Genomic DNA, 18,621 nt, shown 5'->3' on the forward strand with positions numbered 1-18,621 from the left:
GTCAGCGCACCGGCTCGTGCGGCGCGCCCTCCCGACCCGCCAGGGCCAGCACCGCGCGCGCACGCTCGACCATGGCGGCGTCCAGGAAGGTCCCGTCGGCCAGGACGACCACCCCCGTCCCCGCGTCGGCGACCCCGGCGACGCGGTCCAGGACCGTGCGCGCCCGCTCCACCTCCTCCGGTGAGGGCAGGAACGCGGCCCGGATCGTGTCGAGCTGGGCCGGGTGGATCGCGGTGCGGCCGCAGAAGCCGAGCGCGCGCCCGGCGCGGCAGGAGGCGGCGAGGCCCTCGGGGTCGCGCACCCGCGTGTACGCCGACATCGCGGGCGGGGGCAGCCCGGCCGCCCTGGCCGCGTTGACGACGCGGGCGCGCGCCCAGGCCAGCCCCTCCTCGCCGTCCACCCGCAGGTCCGAGCGCAGGTCCGCCTCGCCGAGGCCGATCGACGCCACCGCGGGCGAGGCCGAGGCGAGGTCGAAGGCGCGCTCGACCCCGAGCGCGGACTCCACGAGCAGGTGCAGGGCGCGGCCGGGCAGGGCGTCGGCGAGCGCCCGCACCCCGTCGGCCGACTCGGCCTTGGGCACGCGGGCCCCGACGCCGGCGGGCAGCCCGGCGAGCGCGGCGACGTCGGCGTCGTGCCACGGCGTGGAGCGGTGGTTGACCCGGACCTGGACGGGTCGGGTCGCGGAGGCGAGCAGCCGCACGGCGTTGCGCCGCGCCCCGTCCTTGCCGGAGGGGGCGACGGCGTCCTCCAGGTCGACCAGCACCACGTCCGCGGCGGATCCGAGCGCCTTGGCCACCCGGTCCGGCCGGTCGGCGGGCGCGTAGAGGAGCGTGAGGGGAGGCGCCGCGTCCGGGTCGCGCGCCGCGCCGCTCACACCTGCCCCCGCTCCCGCAGCTCGGCGATCCTCGCGGGCGTGAACCCGAGTTCGCCGAGGACCTCGTCGGTGTCCGCGCCGTGGGGGCGGCCGGTGAAGCGCACGACGCCGTCGTGGTCCGACAGCCGGAACAGCGGTCCCTGCATGAGCATCGGCCCGAGTTCGGGGTCCTCGACCTCGTGGACCGTCCCCAGTTCCCGGAACTGGGGGTCGGCGACGATGTCGGACGCGTCGTAGACCGGGGCGACCGCCGCCTGGGCCTCCTCGAACGCGGCGACGACCTCGTCGCGCGTCCGGCGGGCGATCCACCCGCCGACCGCCTCGTCGAGCTCGTCGGCGTGGCGGGCCCGGTCGGCGCCGCGCGCGAACCAGGGCTCGTCGACCAGGTCGGGGCGGCCGACGAGCCGTACGACGCGCTCGGCGATCGACTGGGCGGAGGTGGAGACGGCCACCCAGTGCCCGTCCCCGGTCCGGTAGGTGTTGCGGGGCGCGTTGTTGGAGGAGCGGTTCCCGGTGCGCGGTTGGACCGTGCCCAGCTGGTCCCAGCGGGTGATCTGGGGTCCGAGCACGGCCAGGATCGGCTCGATGATCGCCGTGTCGACGACCTGTCCGCGCCCGGTCCTCCCACGTGCGGACAGCGCCACCATGACGGCGAACGCCGTGGCGAGCGAGGCGACGCCGTCGGCCAGCCCGAACGGCGGGAGCGTGGGAGGCCCGTCGGGCTCGCCCGTCATCGCGGCGAACCCGCTCATCGCCTCGGCGAGCGTGCCGAATCCGGGTCTCGTCCGGTACGGGCCGATCTGGCCGAACCCGGTGACGCGCGCGAGCACGAGCCCGGGGTTGCGGGCGCTGAGCTGGTCGTAGCCCAGCCCCCAGCGCTCCAGGGTGCCGGGGCGGAAGTTCTCGACGACGACGTCGGACTCCGCGGCGAGCGCGAGGAACACCTCCCGCCCGCCCTCGGTCCCGAGGTCGGCGGTGACGGTGCGCTTGTTGCGCCCCAGCGTCTTCCACCACAGGTTGACGCCGTCCTTGGCGGCGCCGTGCGTGCGCGAGGGGTCGGGGCGGGCGGGGTGCTCGACCTTGACGACGTCGGCGCCCATGTCGCCCAGGTGCATGGCGGCCATGGGGCCGGCGAAGAGCGTGGAGGCGTCCACGACGCGCAGGCCGGCAAGTGCGCCCGAGGAGGGGTCGCGCGAGACGGTCACGCGACCGCCTCCCCGGTGCGCTCCGGCGCCGAGGCGGGGGGCGCCGTTCCGGGAAGGTCCGTGTCCGGCAGGTCCCACGCGCAGCGGAAGCCGACGGTGGCGCCGCGCGCCAGGCCCAGGCCGGGCAGCAGCAGCTTGACGCTGCGGTCGGGTGCGTGGCGTCCGCCCTCGACGTACCACTCGGACCCCTCGGCGGCGTAGTCCGCGCCGCCCTTGAGCATGACGAACCGGGTGCGGCCGTCGCTGTGCTCGCTCTCGGTCCAGTTCCAGACGGCCGGGGCGCCGCGGCGCAGGCCGCCGGCCTCGCCGGCGAGCTGCCACTCGTCCTCCGTGGGCAGCCGTCCGCCGCGCCAGGCGCAGTACGCCCGCGCGTCGTCCAGGTCCACGAACGACACCGGCGCGTCCTCCGTCCCCGGGGCGGGGCGCCCGTCCTCCCAGTGCGCGAGGAAGCGGTGGGGGAAGGCGGGCTCGTAGCCGGTGGCGTCGAGGAACGCGGCGAACTCGGCGTTGGTGGCCTCGCTCGCGGCGACCGCGACGGGCGCGGCCAGCGTCCCGTCCCTCTGGAGGGTGCGCGCGTCGTGCAGGCGCGGCGGGAGCGGCTTCCACTCGTCCACGTAGGGGGCGCCCTGGTACATGCCCGTCTCCCGTGCGCGGTAGCGGACGGTGAGGACGTAGGGCCCCGCGGGCACCACGGCCGCGTCCGGCCCCGGGCCGCCCGTCGCGGGGGTGCCCGCCGCGCCGGTCCCGGGGGCCTCGGGGCGCAGCCGAGCGGCGAGGCGGTGCCGGAACCGCGCGTCGGGGTCGTGGGGCGCGGCGGCGAGCAGGTCGAGCAGGCCGGGCAGCCACTCCGGCTCGGGGGCGCCGTCCGCGACGCGCAGGAGCGCGGCGACACCGCGCCCGGGCACGGTCGCGTGTCCGGCCTCCGCCCGTCCGCCGCCCGTGAGGTCGACGAGCGTGCCGCCGGGGGTCCGGGCCCCGTCCCCGTGCGGGAGCACCGGGCCCGTGTGGTCGGCCTCGCCGCGGTTGACGAGCGTCCACAGGGTCAGGCCGTCCAGCTCCCACCGGGAGGCGTACACGCCGGCGGCCTCCGCCTCGGGGGCCAGCTCCGCCAGGGGCGTCCACTCGCCGTCGAGGAGGAGGTCGTCCGCGGCGCGCTGGACGGCCGTCATGCGGCGCACGGTGGCCGCGTCGCGCGGTGACCAGCCGACCCAGACCCCGAACACGACCTCCCACACCATGACGCCGACCCCGTTGAGCCAGGCCGACTGGAGCTCCTCGGAGTGGTCGCGGTGCCAGCGGCGCACGTGGTGCTGCATGTGGCGCCGCTCGTACCAGTGCGCCCTGAGCACGCCGGGCACGGGCGAGTCGGCGAAGAACTGCGCCCACGAGGTGGCGTGGTCCTCGATCCGCTCGACGGCCAGCTTCGACTCGCCCTCCAGGACCACGCCGGGCCGGGCCGCGTCCAGGCGCGCGACCAGGTCGGGGTCGGCCTTCTTCAGGGTGTCGAGGAAGACGCCGTCCGCGTCCAGGTCGGCGACGAGCGACGCGAGCTCGGTGACGTCGTCGGCGCCCCGGCGGGTGCCGACGTCCCAGGGGTTGTAGTCGACGAACACGTGCAGTCCGGCGCGGTGGAGCGCCTCCACGAGGCCCCCGGGGCCGGCCAGGCCGGGCACGTCCCGGTAGTGGTCCCACTGGTTGCGGTCGTCCAGGCCGATCACCGGGTAGGCGTGCCAGAGGACGACGGCGTCGAGTCCGCCGAACCGCTCGCGGGCGTCGGCCAGGAAGCGCTCGGGGGTGAAGCGGTGCTCGTCGAACGAGTACAGCAGCTCGTCCCACAGCCACACCTGCGCGACGGTGCGGCAGCGGGCGGCCCACGCCGCCCCGGGGTGCCCGTACACGGCGCCCCGGTAGCCGTGGCGGGCCCGGGCGTCCTCGCGCCAGGCGTGCAGGCGCTCCCGCCAGGCGGGGCGGTCGGCGGGGTCGGCGGGGGCCGCGAAGACCTTGGCCTCGTCGAGGGCCCGGAGCCGGTCCGCGGAGGGGTCGCCGTCGAGCGGCACCTCGGTGGGCAGGTCGATCGGTCGGGGGACGAGCGGGTCGAACAGGGAGGTCACGGCGTGCTCCTCTCGGTCGTGGCGGGGGACGCCGCGAGGGCGGCCGTCCGGGCGGCGAGGTCGTCGATCCGCTGCTCGCCGCCGGGGAGCGAGGTCGTGATGCGGCCGTCGAGCGGGTCGGACCACCGCGCGCCGATGCCCCGGGCGCCCCGGAGCGCGCCCACCACGCCGCCGACGGTGGCCGCGGCCGAGTCGGTGTCCCACCCGGCCGTCACCGCGTGCGAGACGCTCGGGCCGAACTTCCCCGCGCCGCGGGCGAGGGCGTACGCGATCACGGCCGCGTTGTTGAGGACGTGCACCCAGTGCAGGTCGCCGTAGGCGTCGTGGAGCCGGTCGAGCCCGGCGCGCACGTCCCCCTCACCGGCGGCGTCGCGCCCCAGCCGGACGGCCGCGGCGAGGCGGCTGTCGGGCGGGACGACCGCGTCCGCGGCGTCCAGGACCTCGTCGACCGTGTCGTGGACCATCGCCGCCGACGCCAGCGCCGCCGCCCACATGGCCCCGTAGACGCCGTTGCGGGTGTGGCTGAGCCTGGCGTCCTTCCAGGCGAGCCGGGCGGCCCCGCGCACGTCGCCGGGGCTGGTCCACCCGAGGACGTCGGCGCGGATGAGCGCGCCGATCCACTCGCGGAACGGGTTGCGGTGGGTGGCCGTCTCCGGGACGGGGCGCGCGTCGAGGATGTTGCGGTAGGCGGCGCGCTCGGCCGTGAAGACGCGGCCCGCCGGGAGGTTGTCGAGCCAGAGCTGGGCGACGTCCTCGGTCGTGAACCCGCGCCCGTGCCGTTCGAGGAGGGCCAGGGCGAGGATGGGGTAGTTGAGGTCGTCGTCCTCCGGCATCCCGTCGATGTTCTCCTCCAGGGACGTCGGCGCGCTGCGGCGGTTCCACGGCCAGCGGGCGGCGACGTCGTCGGGGAGCCCGGCGGCCGTGAACCAGCGGTCGAGCGGCCAGCGCCCCGTGGAGCGCAGGATCTCCTCGATGCCCTCGCGCGGGATCTTCTCGACGGGTTTGCCGAGCAGGCATCCCGCGGCGCGGCCGGTCCAGGCGCCGCGCATCCGCTCGCGGAGGTCGCCGCCGGGGGCGGACGGCCGGGGCGCCGGGGGCAGAACGGCCTCGATGCCGGCCCAGTCGTCGGGTTCGCCGGGCGCGGCGGGGGCGGGCAGCGCGGCCAGTTCGTCGAGCAGCGCGCGTGCGAGCCGCCGCTGCGCCGGGGAGGCGGGCACGGGTCCGGCGCCGCTCACCGCGGGGACGGGGTCTCCCCCGGCCCCGGCCCACCGGTCCCGGACCGCTGCGACGTCGCGCCCCTCGGCGGCGGACTGGACGAGTTCGTGCGCGAGCAGGTCCTCCGGCTGCGCCCAGGTGAGCCTCACGCCGCCCCACCCCCCGGGACGGCGGCCGGCGCGCGGTCGATCGCGTCGATGTCCCGCAGGCGGGCGGCGGCCCGCTCCCGGTCGGCGCGCAGGATGTCGGCGGCGGCGGAGGCCATGAGGCGGCCGGTCTCGCGGATGTCCATGCGGCTCGCCTCCTCGACCGCGTCGAGCCAGTCGGCGGGGACGGCGGCCGTCCCCCCGAGGCCGGCGCAGACGGCGCCCGCCATGACGGCGATGGAGTCGGCGTCGCGGCCGTAGTTGACGGCGCCGAGCACCGCGCCCCGGTAGTCGCCCCGGTGCCCGAGGACGAGGCCCAGTGCCGCGGGCAGCTCCTCGATGGCCTTGGTCCGGGAGGGGCGGCGCGCGTCCATCGACATCTGCCGGTAGGCCGGGCCCACCGAGTCGAACGGCGCGACCGTCTCGCGAACGAGCCGTGCCAGGGCGCGCTCCTCCTCGTCGGTGCGGGGCGGTGCGTCCCAGCCGTCGAGGGCCTCGACGACGGCGCGCAGCGCGGCGGCGGTGCCGTCGTGGGCGACGTCGAGCGCCGCGGCGACGACGTCGTCGAGGGAGGCCCCGGGCGCGACGGAGGCCGCGACCACGGCCGCGAAGACCCCGGCGGCCTCGCGCCCGTAGCTGGACTGGTGCGCGCCGGTGAGGTCGATCGCCTCCGCGTAGGCGCCCCGGGGGTCGCCCGGGTTGGCCAGGCCGACGGGCGCGACGTACATCGCCGCGCCGCAGTTGACGACGTTGCCGACGCCCGCCTCGCGGGGGTCGACGTGGCCGTAGTGGAGCCGCGCGACCATCCACTTCTCCGCGAGGAACACCCGCTGGAGCAGGAGCGCGGTCGACTCCAGCTCGGGGACCCAGCGCGGTTCGCCGATCATGAGCGGGACGAGGTCCTCGGCCACGGCGTAGGCGTCCAGGTGTGTCCGCCGCTTGGCGTAGACCTCCACCAGGGCGCGCGTCATGAGGGTGTCGTCGGTGACGTGCCCGTCGCCCTTGTGGTACGGCGCGATCGGGCGGGCGTTGCGCCAGTCCGGGTACCACGGCCCGACGATGCCGGTCACCCGCCCGCCGTGGCGCTCCTCGATCTGCTCGGGCGTCCACCCCTCGGTGGCGCCTCCCAGGGCGTCTCCCACCGCGGCACCGGTGATCACGGCCACCGCTCGGTCGTCCAGCCAGGTCACGGGCCCACTCCCCTGTCGTTGTTCGTCTGCGCTCCGGGCCCGCCGTCGCGGACCCGCCCACTCGTCCGCCCCGGGCCGCGCCCGGGGCTCCCCGGTCCGGGGGCGCGGCGCCCCCGGCCGGTCCGGGTCCCTACCGCGTGATCTCCTCCCAGCCGTTCTCCAGCTCGGCGGCGAGGCCGTCCGCGTCGATCTCCTGGGCGAGGAAGCGCTGGTAGGCGGGGGTCGCGACCGTGTCCTTCCACTGCGCGTAGGCGTCGACGAACAGGTACGGGGAGGACTCCAGGTACTCGCCCGAGGCCAGGATGGCGTCCCAGCCGTTCTCGCCCTCCAGGGAGGAGCCCATGACCTCCCTGGCGGAGGTCGTCGCCGGGATGAGCGAGTCGGCCTCGTTGAGCGCCGCGAGGTTGTCGGTGGAGGTGAAGAACTCGATGAACGCGGCGGACTCCTCGACGTGCTCGGAGTCGATGTTCACCGAGAGCGTCTGCGGGTTCGCGGCCTGCCAGGGGCCCGCGGGCCCCTCCAGCGGCGGGAGGACGACCCAGTCGAGGTCCTCGGGCGCGTCGGCGGCGATGTTGGCGGCCTGGAAGGAGCCCTGGACCGTCATGGCGACGTCGCCCGCGTAGAAGGACGGGAGCGCCTCCGTGCCCGACTGGGTGAGCGTGACCGGCAGGATCGACCGGTCCTCGTGGGCCATGGCGTCGACGAGTTCGGGCAGGGCCATCTCCCCCTCCCCGATCGTCAGGGCGGCGTCGGGGCCGGAGCCCTCGAAGTAGGTCCCCCCGAAGGCGGGGGCCATGGCCATGAACACGGCCGTGGGACTCGACAGGCCCCAGCCGAGCCCGTGGGCGTCGGGGGTGGTCGCGGCGAGCGCGATCTCGCGCAGGTCCTCCCAGGTCATGGTCTCGCCGGTCGGGACGTCGACGCCCGCGTCCTCCAGCATGCCCCGGTTGGCGAAGACCACGTAGGACTGCATCTCGGTCGGGTACGCGATGACCTGGCCGTCGACCGTCACGGAGTCGAGGACACCCGGGGGGATGTCGCCGCGCGCCGCCTCGGACATGTGGTCCGAGAGGTCGGCGAGGTAGCCGTCGACGGCGAAGGGGACGACGCCGGCGGCCTCGTAGTGGACGATGTCGGGCGCGGCTCCGCCGTTGAACTGGGTGATGAGCTTGTCGTAGACGCCGTCCCAGCCGGCGGGGACGATCTCGACCTGCGTGTCGGGGTTGGCCTCGTTCCAGGCCGCGACGATGCTCTCCGTCGCCTCGATGGCGGCGGGCTGGTCCGAGAGGGACTGGAACTCCAGGGTGACGGGGCCGCCGTCCCCCTCGCCGGAGCCGCAGGCGGTGAGGAGCAGCGCGGCGGCGGAGAGTCCCGCGGCGGCGGACACGGCGCGTGTCTGCATGGGTCTACCTTTCGTCAGGGGGTGCCGGAGGGCGCCGGTCGCGCGGGTCATCCCTTCACCGCTCCGGCCATGAGCCCGCCGGTGAGCTTCTTCTGCATGATCGAGAAGAAGACGATGCTCGGGATCGCGGCGAGCACCGATCCCGCGGCCAGCGGACCGAGCGCGACCTTGCCCTCGCCGCCGATGAACATCTTGAGGGTGATGGGCAGGGTGTAGTTCTCGGGCGACTGGAGCAGCACGAGGGCGAAGAAGAACTCGTTCCACGAGGAGACGAAGCTGAACATGGCCGTGGCGACGACGCCCGGGGCCAGGAGCGGGAGGATGATCAGGCGCAGCACGGTGAGGCGGTCCGCGCCGTCCATGGCCCCCGCCTCCTCCAGGTCGACGGGGATGCCGGACACGTAGCCCTGGAGCATCCACAGGGCGAAGGGCAGCGTGTAGGTCGTGTGGACGAGGGTGAGGCCGACGAGGCTGTCGGTGAGCCCGACGGTCCGCAGGACGAGGAAGAGCGGCAGGATGACGAGGATGACCGGGAAGACCTGGCTCACGAGGATCCAGCCGACGCCCGCCGTGCGGACCCTCCCCTTGAGCCTGGCCAGGACGTAGGACGCGGGCAGCGCGATGAGGACGACGAGCGCCGTCGACACCAGGGCGACGAACACGCTGTTCCACGCGGACCGGACCAGGCCCTGGCGGGCCAGCGCCTGCGCGTAGTTCTCCCAGTGCCACTCCTGCGGCAGCAGGCTCACGGTGAGCGAGTTGAGCTCGCCCGAGGACTTGAGCGAGGCCGAGACCAGCCACAGCAGCGGGAAGCCCAGGAAGAGGACGTAGAACGCGAGGGCCGCGTACTGGGCGGGACGGACGAGGGAGCGCACGGGTCAGCCCACCTTGCCTTCGCGGTCGTCGCGGAACTGGGAACGCAGGTAGAACGCCAGGAGCAGCACGACGACGATGACGAGCACCATGCCCATGGCCGCGGCGTAGCCGATGTTGCGGTTCTTGAACGCCTCCAGGTACGTGAACAGCATCGGGAGCATGGTGCGCCCGCCCGGGCCGCCCTCGGTGAGGACGTACACCAGCGAGAACGAGTTGAAGTTCCAGATGAAGTTCAGCGACGTGATCGAGGCGACGATCGGCCGCAGGCCCGGCAGGGTGACGCCGGTGAACCTGCGCCAGGCGCCCGCCCCGTCCATGGCCGCCGCCTCGTGCAGCTCGGACGGGATCTGCTGCAGTCCGGCGAGGAGGGTCACGGTGGTCTGCGGCATGCCCACCCAGACGCCGACCACGACGACGGCGGGCAGCGCGGTCGAGAAGTCGGCGAGCCAGTTGACGTCGTCGGGCAGGCCCAGGGCGCCCAGGGCGGCGTTGAGCGGCCCCGCGTTGGGCGAGTAGATCATCTGCCACATGATCGCCACGACGACCGGGGGCATCGCCCACGGGATGAGGGCGAGGACGCGCGTGAGGCCCTGGAACCTGAGCCCGGCGTCGAGCAGGAGCGCCAGCCCCATCGCGGCGACGAGCTGGAGCAGGGTCACGGAGACGGCCCAGACCATGCCGATACGGAACGACTCCCAGAAGTAGCCGTTGTCGAGGAGGCGCACGAAGTTGTCGACGCCGACGAACTCGTAGTCGGGGCGGCGCACCAGGCGCGCGTCGGTGAACGCCAGCGCGATGCCCATGACCAGGGGCGCCACGCTGAGCACGAGGATGGGCAGCAGGGAGGGCATGACCAGGGCGGCCGCCTCGCGGCGCCGTGCGCGGGCCGCGCCGCCCGGCCGGGGCCGGGCCCCGCGCGCGGGGCGGGGCGGGGACGTGCCCCGCGGGGAGGAGGGCACCGTCATCGGACGTCCCCACCGGGCGCGGACGCGCGGGCCCGCGGCGGGACCGTGGACTCCCGCACGACCAGCCGGGGTCCGACCGAGGTCGTGCGCGGCTCTCCGGCGTCCCCGTCGACGAGCCGCAGCATGATCCGGGCGGCGGCGCGCCCGCGCTCGTCCGAGCCGAGCGAGACGCTCGTGAGGCTGGGCTGGAAGACGCGGCCCAGCTCGGTGTCGTCCATGCCCGTCACCGCGACGTCCTCGGGCACGGACAGGCCGAGTTCGCGGGCGGCGCGGATGGCGCCGATGGCGAGGAGGTCGTTGGCGGCGACGACCGCGTCGAGGCGGGCGCCGCCGGGGGCGCCGGCGAGGAGCCGGCGGGCGGCGGTCACACCGGCCGCGACGGTGAAGTCCTCGGCGAGGGCGACCTCCACGCGCTCGGCGGTGAACCCGGGGTCGGAGGTGGCGGCGTCGAACCCGCGCCTGCGCGCCTCGCCCGGGGTCGTGTCGGGGGGGCCGTTGAGGAAGCCGATCCTGCGGCGTCCGGTCTCCAGCAGGTGCCGGACGGCCTGGCCGATCCCGCCCGCGGAGTCCGTGGACACGGAGTCGATGCCCTGGTCCCCGAGGGAGCGCCCGATGACCACGACCGGGACCGGCGCCCGACGGATGGCCCGCACCAGCTCGCCGTCGGTGCGCAGCGGGCTGAGGACCATCCCGTCGACGAAGCCGCTGCCCAGGCTGCGCACGAGCTCCGTGGTCGAGGCGGGGGTGTCGCCCGTGGTCATGACCACGACGCGGTAGCCGTGCGGGGCCAGGACCTCGTGGATGGCGGTCATCATCTCGACGTAGACGGGGTTGCCGATGTCGGCGACGGCGAACGCGATCTGGAAGGTCTTCCTCAGCCGCAGGGAGCGGCCGGTGACGTCGGGGCTGTAGCCGAGCTCGGCCGCCGCGGCGCGTACGCGCTCGACCATCGCCTGGCTGGCCCCGCTCCCGTGCAGCGCGCGGGAGGTCGAGGCCAGCGAGACCCCGGCGCGTTCCGCCACCTGGATCAGGGTGGCGCGTGATGACGTCATCGCGGCTCCAGTCACGCTGTGCTCCGGAAGGACTTGGAAACGTTTCCAGAAACATGGCGCAATCTGCCGGACATCTCCTGGAAACGTTTCCGGGAAACTACCGTGACCCAGTTCACCCTGTCAACAGGTTCAACTCCCTCATCCCTGGTCGCCGGGGACGGGAAGGGCCGTGCGCCCCGTTCCCGGATGCGCACGGCCCGCGGACCCCTCGGCCGAGGGGCGTGTCGGCCAACCGGCCTCCAGCCCCTCGGCCGGTCATTCGGTCATGCGGTCATGCGGCCCGGTCGACCACGAAGACGGGGATGAGGCGGTCGGTCTTGCGCTGGTAGTCCGCGTAGTCGGGGAAGGCCGCGACGGCCCGCTCCCACCACTCCTCGCGCTCCGCTCCCCCGACCTCGCGCACACGGGCCGCGAAGGGGGCGGGGCCGTCCTGCAGGGTGACGGCGTCGGGGTTCGCGCGCAGGTTGCCCACCCACATGGGGTCCTCCGGGGCCCCGCCCTGGGAGCCCACGAGCGCGTAGCGCCCCTCGTGCTCCACGCGCATGAGGGCGATCTTGCGGATCTTCCCGGTCTTCCTCCCCCGCATCGTCACGATGACGACCGGCAGGCCGGTGTCCCCCAGGGTGTTGCCCTCGGTCCCGCCGCTGCGCTCGTACAGGGCGACCTGCTCGCGGACCCACGCGGACGGGCTCGGTTCGTATTCGCCTTCCACGGCCTTCTCCCTCTGGGCGTGCCCGGGGCGGGCGGGCGGCCCGTCCGCCCCGGACGGTCGGCGCCCCGGCCCGCGCGGCGCCCGTGGCGCACGGGTGCGACCCGGCCGCGGGCGCCGCGCCGCCCCCTCGGCGGGGCGGGGGCCGTGAGGCCCCGGCGGAGCACCCACATGGTGCCACGGCGGCCCCGCGCGGGAGCGGGCGACGCGGCCGGGCGCGGGGGCCGAGGAGCCGGGGGCCCACGGAGCTGGAGAGGCGGGCGGAGTGGGCGGGTGGGACGGGTAAGGCCCACGGAGCTGGAGAGGCAGGCGGAGCGGGCGGGCCGGACAAGGCGGGTGGGACGGGCAGAGCAGACGGGGCGGGCGGGGTCCACAGAGCTGGAGGGACCGGGGCCCACGGAGCTGACGGGGCAGACGAGACGGATGCCGCTGTCGGACGAGGATCCGGGAACGCCCGGCGCGGGGTCGACCGCGGGGTCCGAGGACCTGCGCCGTCCGGCGGCGCCGCGGCCCCGCGCCCTTCCCGGCCCGCGCACCGCCGGACGGGACCGGGCCACCCGCTCCGGCCGGGGCGTTGACGCGGTCTCCGCGGCGGTGACAACGTACCCACCACCTGTCAGGGGACGATCGAACGGAGAACCACCGTGCACGACGACCGGCGGCTGACCGAGGCCCGGCTGCAACGGGTCCTGGGCGAACGCGTGTGGCCCGCGATCTACACGAGGTCGGTCCCCCTGGAAGTGGCGCGGTGGGACGCCCCCGGCGAGCCGGTGCCCGCGGCGGAGGGGATCGCCGCGGACCACGTGCCCGCCCGCGTCGGCGACGCCTGGGGGCCGGCCTGGGGGACGACCTGGTTCCGGCTGCGGGGCGGGGTTCCGCGGGAGTGGGCCGGGCTGACGGTGGAGGCCGTCGTCGACCTGGGCTTCGACAGCGGCATGCCGGGCTTCCAGAGCGAGGGGCTCGTCCACCTCCCGGACGGCGCCGTCGTCAAAGGCCTCAACCCGCGCAACGCCTGGATCCCGGTCGGCTCCCCGGCCGTGGGCGGGGAGGCCGTGGAGTTCCACGTCGAGGCCGCGGCCAACCCCGTCATCCTCGGGAACCCGCCGTTCCGGCCCACCGGGCTGGGCGGGGGGCGGGGGCCCGCGGACGAGCCCCTGTACCGGCTGGCCCGCGCCGACCTGGCGGTCTTCGAGACGGCGGTGTGGGAGCTGGCCATGGACCTCGACGTCGCGGGCGGCGTCATGCGCTCCCTCGACACCGGCGACCCGCGCCGCTGGGAGCTCCTGCGCGCCCTGGAGAGGTCCCTGGACGCCCTGGACCTCCACGACGTCCCGGGCACGGCCGACCGCGCGCGGGAGGCACTGGTCCCGGCCCTGCGCTCCCCCGCCGCGGCGAGCGCCCACCGGGTTTCGGCGGTGGGCCACGCCCACATCGACTCCGCCTGGCTGTGGCCCGTGCGGGAGACCGTGCGCAAGGTGGCCCGTACCAGCGCCAACGCCGTCGCCCTCGCGGAGAACCACCCGGGGTTCGTCTTCGCGATGTCCCAGGCCCAGCAGTGGGCGTGGCTCAAGGAGCACCGGCCCGACGTCTTCGCCCGGGTGGTGCGCGCCTGCGAGGCCGGGCAGTTCGTGCCGGTCGGGGGCATGTGGGTGGAGTCCGACACCAACATGCCCGGTTCCGAGGCGCTGGCCCGGCAGTTCAGCTTCGGCAAGCGGTTCTTCCGCGACGAGCTGGGCGTCGACACCCAGGAGGTGTGGCTCCCGGACTCGTTCGGCTACTCGGCGGCGCTCCCCCAGCTCGTGCGGCTGTCGGGCTCGCGGTGGTTCCTCACCCAGAAGATCTCCTGGAGCCAGACCAACGCGTTCCCCCACCACACGTTCTGGTGGGAGGGCATCGACGGCACACGGGTCTTCACCCACTTCCCGCCCGTGGACACCTACAACTCCGAGCTCACCGGCTCGGAGCTGGCGCACGCCTCCGGCAACTTCCGGGACAAGGGCGGCGCGTCGCGGTCCCTGGTGCCCTTCGGGCACGGCGACGGCGGCGGGGGCCCCACCCGGGAGATGCTCGCCCGCGCCCGGCGGGTCGGCGACCTGGAGGGGTCCCCCCGGGTGGAGATCGAGCACCCCTCGGCGTTCTTCGCCAAGGCCCACGCGGAGTACCCCGACGCACCCGTGTGGCTGGGCGAGCTGTACCTGGAGTTCCACCGCGGGACCTACACGAGCCAGGCCGCCACCAAGCAGGGCAACCGGCGGTCCGAGCACCTGCTGCGCGAGGCCGAGCTGTGGGCCGCGACCGCCGCCGTGCGCACCGGCGCCCCCTACCCGTACGAGGCCCTGGACCGGGTGTGGCGGACGGTCCTGCTGAACCAGTTCCACGACATCCTGCCCGGGAGCTCGATCGCGTGGGTCCACCGGGAGGCGGCCGAGTCCTACGCGGAGGCCGCCGCCGAGCTGCACGGGATCGTCGCGGCGGCCCAGGGGGCGCTGGCGGAGGACCCCGGCGGGGACGGCGGCACCCTGGTGTTCAACGCCGCCCCGCACGAGCGCGACGGCGTGCCCGCGCTCGGCGCGGTCCCCGCCGCCTGGACGGGCGCGCCCGGCGCGGCGGCGGCCTCGGGCGACGCCTCGGACGGCGGCTTCACCCTGGACAACGGGCTGCTGACCGTGCGCGTGGACGGCCGGGGGCTCGTCACCTCCGTCCTGGACAGGGTCGCCGAACGCGAGGTGCTCGCCCCGGGATCTCCGGGCAACCTGCTCCAGGTGCACCCCGACCTGCCCAACCAGTGGGACGCCTGGGACGTCGACGCGTTCTACCGCAACACCGTCACCGACCTCACCGGCGCCGACGCGGTCGAGGCCCTGGAACCGCTGCCCGGAGGCGCCGCCGCGCTGCGCGTGGCGCGCACGTTCGGCGCGTCCTCGGTCGTCCAGGTCCTGTCCCTCAGCCCCGGCGCGCGGCGCCTGGACGTGGAGACGGTGGTGCACTGGCACGAGCGCGAGAGGTTCCTCAAGGCGGCCTTCCCGCTCGACGTCCGCGCGGACGAGTCCTCCTCGGAGATCCAGTTCGGGCACGTGAGGCGCCCCACCCACTCCAACACCTCGTGGGACGCGGCGAAGTTCGAGATCTGCGCGCACCGGTGGGTGCACGTCGGTGAGCCCGGCTACGGCGTGGCGGTCCTCAACGACTCCACCTACGGGCACGACGTGACCCGCGCGGTCCGCGGGGACGGGGGCACCACGACCACGGTGCGGCTGTCACTGCTGCGCGCCCCGCGGTTCCCGGACCCGGAGACGGACCAGGGCGAGCACCGCTTCCGCTACGCGCTGGCCCCGGGCGCGACGGTGGAGGACGCGGTGCGCGAGGGGTACCGGATCAACCTGCCCCCGCGCGAGGTCCCCGGCGGGGGCGCGGTCGAACCGCTGGTGCGCGTCGACGACCCGGGGGTGGTGGTGGAGTCGGTCAAGCTCGCCGACGACCGGTCGGGCGACGTCGTCGTGCGGCTGTACGAGGCCCGGGGCGGGCGGGCCCGCGCGACGGTGGCGCCCGGCTTCCCGTTCGCCGGGGTCCGCGCGGTGAACCTCCTGGAGGAGGAGTACGGGGGCGCGCCCGAACTCGGCGTGCGGACCGCGTCCGGGGACGGCGGGCACGGTTCCGTGGCGTTCGGGCTGCGGCCGTTCCAGATCGTGACGCTGCGGTTCGCCCGGTAGCGCGGCCGCGTACCGGCCGGAACAGGGGCCGGGCCGGCGGGACCGGGCGGCACGGGCCCCGGCAGGCGCCGACCGCCGGGGGACCCCGACCGGAGGGGACGCCTCCCCCTCCTCCGGAGGGGCGCGGGCGGGCCGGTGCCCGGCGGAGCGTGCCCGGCAGGGCGGTGGCCGGCCGGGCCGGGGCGGTCCGGCCGCCCCCCGGGCGCCCGGCCCGGCCGCGGCCGGTACGCACGGCCGTCTAACCTGGCACGCATGCACAGGCAGAGCACCACACCCCCCGGCACGCAGACGCTGCGGCGGGGGCTCGACGTCGTCGCCGCCGTGGCGCGGGGGGCGTGCGACCTCCGGGCGGTGTGCGAGAGGACGGGGATCAGCCGCAGCACCGCGCACCGGCTGCTGCAGCTGCTCGTGCAGGAGGGCTACCTGCGCCGCGGCCCGGAGAACACCTACCTGCTGGGCCCCGCGCTGATCGAGTACGGCTTCCTCGCCCTCCAGCAGAACCCGGTGCCCCTGGTGGCGCGCCCGGTCCTGGAGCGGCTCTCCGGGAAGTACCGGGACACGGTGCACCTGGCCATCCGCGACGACGACGAGGTGCTGTACCTGGACAAGATCGCGAGTCTGCGCGGCGCGGAGACGCGTTCGCGGATCGGCTACCGCATGCCCCTGACCACCACGGGCATCGGCAAGTCCCTGATCCTGGACGAGGGGGAGGACGCCTGGAAACGGCTCTTCGCCGCCGAGCAGGAGGGCGGCGGGGACTGGGACCGGTCCCTGGAGCGCTTCCTGGAGACGATGCGCCGCTACCGCAGGCTGGGCGCCACGATGGACCTGGAGGAGAACGAGCCGGGCATCCGCTGCGTGGCCGCCCCCGTGCGGGACGGCAGCTCGTCCGGCGTGGCGGCGGTCAGCATCGCCGCCACCCGCCCCTACATGCCCATGGAGCGCATGCGCGCCCTGGTGCCGGTGCTGCGCGAGGCGGCCGAGGAGATCTCCGGGCTCCTGGGGTACCCCTCGGCCTGATCCCGCCCGGAGCGATCCCGCCCGGAGCACGGCCCGCGCGCCCCGGGGCGCCGGACCGCCCCCGACGCGCCCCGCGTACCCCCGGGACCCCGGCCGCCACGGAGCGCGCTCCCCATTCGCCGGGAGGGCAGGACCGGCAGCCCCTCCTCATGCGCCCGCCCGCGCGTCCGGGTGACCCCAAGCTGCTGAAGCTGGTCAACGGGTCGCTGATCGCCCGCCCGCGCGTCCGCAGTGCCCCCGGCCTCCGGCCCCTCCGCACTCGCCCGCGCGGCGGCGGTCGGCGGCGGTCGGGGGCGCTCCCGCGGGGGACGCGGTGGGGACCACGGCCGCAGGGCCGTCCCGCCCTCACGCCACCGGCGGGAGGGGCGCCCCCAGCGCCAGCAGCACGGGGAACCCGATCAGCGCCCCCACCCTGATGGCGTCCTCCACCCGGCTCCTGCCGGTGTGGAAGGCCACCGGTGAGCGCAGCATCCACCACCGCTTGCCGCGCACCCTGAACGGCCAGGCCAGCGGCACGCCCGACCGGGTCAGCCAGTCCCCCAGCACGTGCGTCAGCGCGCCCGCGAACACCACCAGGCCCACGAGCCACGGCGCGGGGCCGTAGCCCTCCACGAGCAGCGTGCACGCGCCGAGGACGAGGGCGGCCACCAGCGCCGCCCGCCTGCGCCGCCGGACCGTGCCCCACGCCCTCCAGGGGCGGACCACGGTCCCCAGACCCAGGGCGGACATCGCGAACACCACCGCGGCGGCCCCGAACGGCGCCAGCGCCGCCCCCAGCGCGACCAGGCCGAACACCAGGCACGCCGGGACGGTGTGGGTCAGGTGGCGGTGCCCGCCGTCCTTGGGCGCCTCCAGCTCCCACGGGGTGGCCGTGCGGCGGTAGACCCGTCTCGACAGGCCGCGCAGGCCGGTCGAGACCAGCTCCGTGACCCGCCCGAGCGAGCGCCCCGCCGAGGAGCCGGGCTCGTCCAGGTCGGGGAGGAGCGCGGCGCCGGCGCCGACCGCGGCGCACGTCAGCGTGACGGGCACGTCCGCGCCGCAGAGCAGGGCGACGGCGCCGCCCGCGAGCACGCCGGTCGCGGCGTGCGAGGTACCCATCATCGAGGTCTCCGTAGGGGCTGGGGAGGTCTGCCTCCCCGACCCTCTCTCGGACGTGCGACGGCGCCGCGCCCGGGGCCCCGTCCACGCCCCGCCCCCGGCGGGCGGGGCGGCCGGTGCCATGATGGCTCCCCGCGGCCGGGTGCCGCGGGGAGCCGGGCGCCGAGGGGGGTGCGTGTGGTCGAGTGGGCGGCCGTCGCCGGGGCGGGGTTCGTCGCGGGGCTGATCAACGTCGTCGTGGGCTCGGGGACCCTGGTGACGTTCCCCGTCCTGCTCCTGTTCGGCTACCCGCCGCTGGTCGCGAACGTCTCCAACACGATCGGGCTGGTCGGCGGCAACCTGTCCGGGACCTTCGGGTACCGCAGGGAGCTCCGGGCCCAGAGCCGCCTCGCCCGCGTCCTGCTGCCCGTCTCCCTGCTGGGCGGGGTGGCGGGCGCGGGTCTGCTCCTCGTCCTGCCCGCGGGCGCGTTCTCGGTCGTCGTCCCCTTCCTCGTCGTCCTCGGGCTGGTGATGGTCGTGGCGGGCCCGGCGGTGCAGCGCCGGACGCTCGCGCGGAGCGCGCCGGGGGCCGCCCCCGGCCGCCTGGAGGGGGCGCGGCTGGCCGCGGCGGTCGCGGGCGTCTTCGTGCTGGGGGCGTACGGCGGCTACTTCGGCGCGGCGCAGGGCATCCTGCTCGTCGGCCTCATGGGACTGCTGACGACGGAGACGATGCAGTCCCTCAACGGCCTGAAGAACCTCCTGGTCGCCGGGGTCAACGCCGTGGCCGCCGGAACCTTCGTGCTCGTGGCGCGGGACTCGGTCGACTGGGCGGTGGTCGCCCTCCTCGCGGTCGGGGCGACCCTCGGCGGGCTGGTGGGCGCCCGGTACGGGCGCCGCCTGTCCCCGAACCTGATGCGGGCGCTCATCGTCGCCGTCGGGAGCGCCGCCGTCGTCAACATGGTCTTCTTCTCCTGAGCGCGCCCGCCCCGGGCCTGCGCCGCGTCGCGCGGCGTCCGGCCCGGGTGGGCGTGCCCCCGCCCTCCGCGCGGGCCGTCCGGCCCTGCGGGGG

The 18,621-nt window shown here is 75.8% G+C and carries 14 protein-coding genes; 3 read left to right on the forward strand and 11 right to left on the reverse strand.

Going from position 1 to position 18,621, the window contains the following annotated elements; all coding sequences use genetic code 11:
- Position 1: 1 nt before the first annotated feature.
- The 10 genes from ACIRPH_RS00400 to ACIRPH_RS00445 form a co-directional block, all read right to left on the reverse strand.
- Entirely contained in the window at positions 2 to 874 is an 873-nt protein-coding gene (locus ACIRPH_RS00400; protein ID WP_402907497.1) for an HpcH/HpaI aldolase/citrate lyase family protein, read from the reverse strand.
- Entirely contained in the window at positions 871 to 2,079 is a 1,209-nt protein-coding gene (locus ACIRPH_RS00405) for a CaiB/BaiF CoA transferase family protein (protein ID WP_402907500.1), read from the reverse strand. The genes ACIRPH_RS00400 and ACIRPH_RS00405 overlap by 4 nt, the downstream gene beginning before the upstream one ends.
- Entirely contained in the window at positions 2,076 to 4,190 is a 2,115-nt protein-coding gene (locus ACIRPH_RS00410; RefSeq protein ID WP_402907503.1) for an SUMF1/EgtB/PvdO family nonheme iron enzyme, read from the reverse strand. Before ACIRPH_RS00410 ends, ACIRPH_RS00405 begins: the two co-directional genes overlap by 4 nt.
- Complete coding sequence (locus ACIRPH_RS00415) at positions 4,187 to 5,554, reverse strand: ADP-ribosylglycohydrolase family protein (RefSeq protein WP_402907506.1); 1,368 nt, start codon at positions 5,552 to 5,554, stop codon at positions 4,187 to 4,189. Before ACIRPH_RS00415 ends, ACIRPH_RS00410 begins: the two co-directional genes overlap by 4 nt.
- Positions 5,551 to 6,741: an ADP-ribosylglycohydrolase family protein gene (locus ACIRPH_RS00420; RefSeq protein ID WP_402907509.1), complete on the reverse strand. Its 1,191-nt coding sequence runs from the start codon at positions 6,739 to 6,741 to the stop codon at positions 5,551 to 5,553. The genes ACIRPH_RS00415 and ACIRPH_RS00420 overlap by 4 nt, the downstream gene beginning before the upstream one ends.
- 130 nt (positions 6,742 to 6,871) lie before the next feature.
- Positions 6,872 to 8,143: an ABC transporter substrate-binding protein gene (locus tag ACIRPH_RS00425; RefSeq protein WP_402907512.1), complete on the reverse strand. Its 1,272-nt coding sequence runs from the start codon at positions 8,141 to 8,143 to the stop codon at positions 6,872 to 6,874.
- A 47-nt stretch (positions 8,144 to 8,190) separates the two neighbouring features.
- Positions 8,191 to 9,018, reverse strand: coding sequence for a carbohydrate ABC transporter permease (locus ACIRPH_RS00430; RefSeq protein ID WP_402907514.1), 828 nt, complete (start codon positions 9,016 to 9,018; stop codon positions 8,191 to 8,193).
- Between the two features lie 3 nt (positions 9,019 to 9,021).
- The gene (locus ACIRPH_RS00435) at positions 9,022 to 9,984 is read right to left on the reverse strand and encodes a carbohydrate ABC transporter permease (protein ID WP_402907517.1); all 963 of its coding nucleotides are present in this window, start codon (positions 9,982 to 9,984) and stop codon (positions 9,022 to 9,024) included.
- Positions 9,981 to 11,036: a LacI family DNA-binding transcriptional regulator gene (locus tag ACIRPH_RS00440; RefSeq protein ID WP_402907520.1), complete on the reverse strand. Its 1,056-nt coding sequence runs from the start codon at positions 11,034 to 11,036 to the stop codon at positions 9,981 to 9,983. The genes ACIRPH_RS00435 and ACIRPH_RS00440 overlap by 4 nt, the downstream gene beginning before the upstream one ends.
- A gap of 271 nt (positions 11,037 to 11,307) precedes the next feature.
- Positions 11,308 to 11,748, reverse strand: coding sequence for a nitroreductase family deazaflavin-dependent oxidoreductase (locus ACIRPH_RS00445; protein ID WP_402907522.1), 441 nt, complete (start codon positions 11,746 to 11,748; stop codon positions 11,308 to 11,310).
- A 641-nt stretch (positions 11,749 to 12,389) separates the two neighbouring features.
- Here ACIRPH_RS00445 and ACIRPH_RS00450 point away from each other — a divergent pair.
- Both ACIRPH_RS00450 and ACIRPH_RS00455 read left to right on the forward strand, forming a co-directional pair.
- On the forward strand, positions 12,390 to 15,455 hold the full coding sequence (locus tag ACIRPH_RS00450; protein ID WP_402907525.1) for an alpha-mannosidase: 3,066 nt from the start codon (positions 12,390 to 12,392) through the stop codon (positions 15,453 to 15,455).
- Between the two features lie 252 nt (positions 15,456 to 15,707).
- On the forward strand, positions 15,708 to 16,475 hold the full coding sequence (locus ACIRPH_RS00455) for an IclR family transcriptional regulator (protein ID WP_402907528.1): 768 nt from the start codon (positions 15,708 to 15,710) through the stop codon (positions 16,473 to 16,475).
- A gap of 345 nt (positions 16,476 to 16,820) precedes the next feature.
- Here ACIRPH_RS00455 and ACIRPH_RS00460 read toward each other — a convergent pair whose 3' ends face one another.
- A complete protein-coding gene (locus ACIRPH_RS00460; protein ID WP_402907531.1) occupies positions 16,821 to 17,576 on the reverse strand; it encodes a metal-dependent hydrolase in 756 nt (251 codons plus the stop codon).
- A 174-nt stretch (positions 17,577 to 17,750) separates the two neighbouring features.
- On the opposite strand from ACIRPH_RS00460, the gene ACIRPH_RS00465 reads away from it, so the two are divergent.
- Positions 17,751 to 18,527, forward strand: a complete 777-nt coding sequence (locus ACIRPH_RS00465) for a sulfite exporter TauE/SafE family protein (protein WP_402907534.1) — start codon at positions 17,751 to 17,753, stop codon at positions 18,525 to 18,527.
- The last annotated feature ends 94 nt before the right edge of the window (positions 18,528 to 18,621 follow it).

This window comes from Nocardiopsis sp. NPDC101807, from assembly GCF_044766605.1.
Classification (GTDB): domain Bacteria; phylum Actinomycetota; class Actinomycetes; order Streptosporangiales; family Streptosporangiaceae; genus Nocardiopsis; species Nocardiopsis tropica.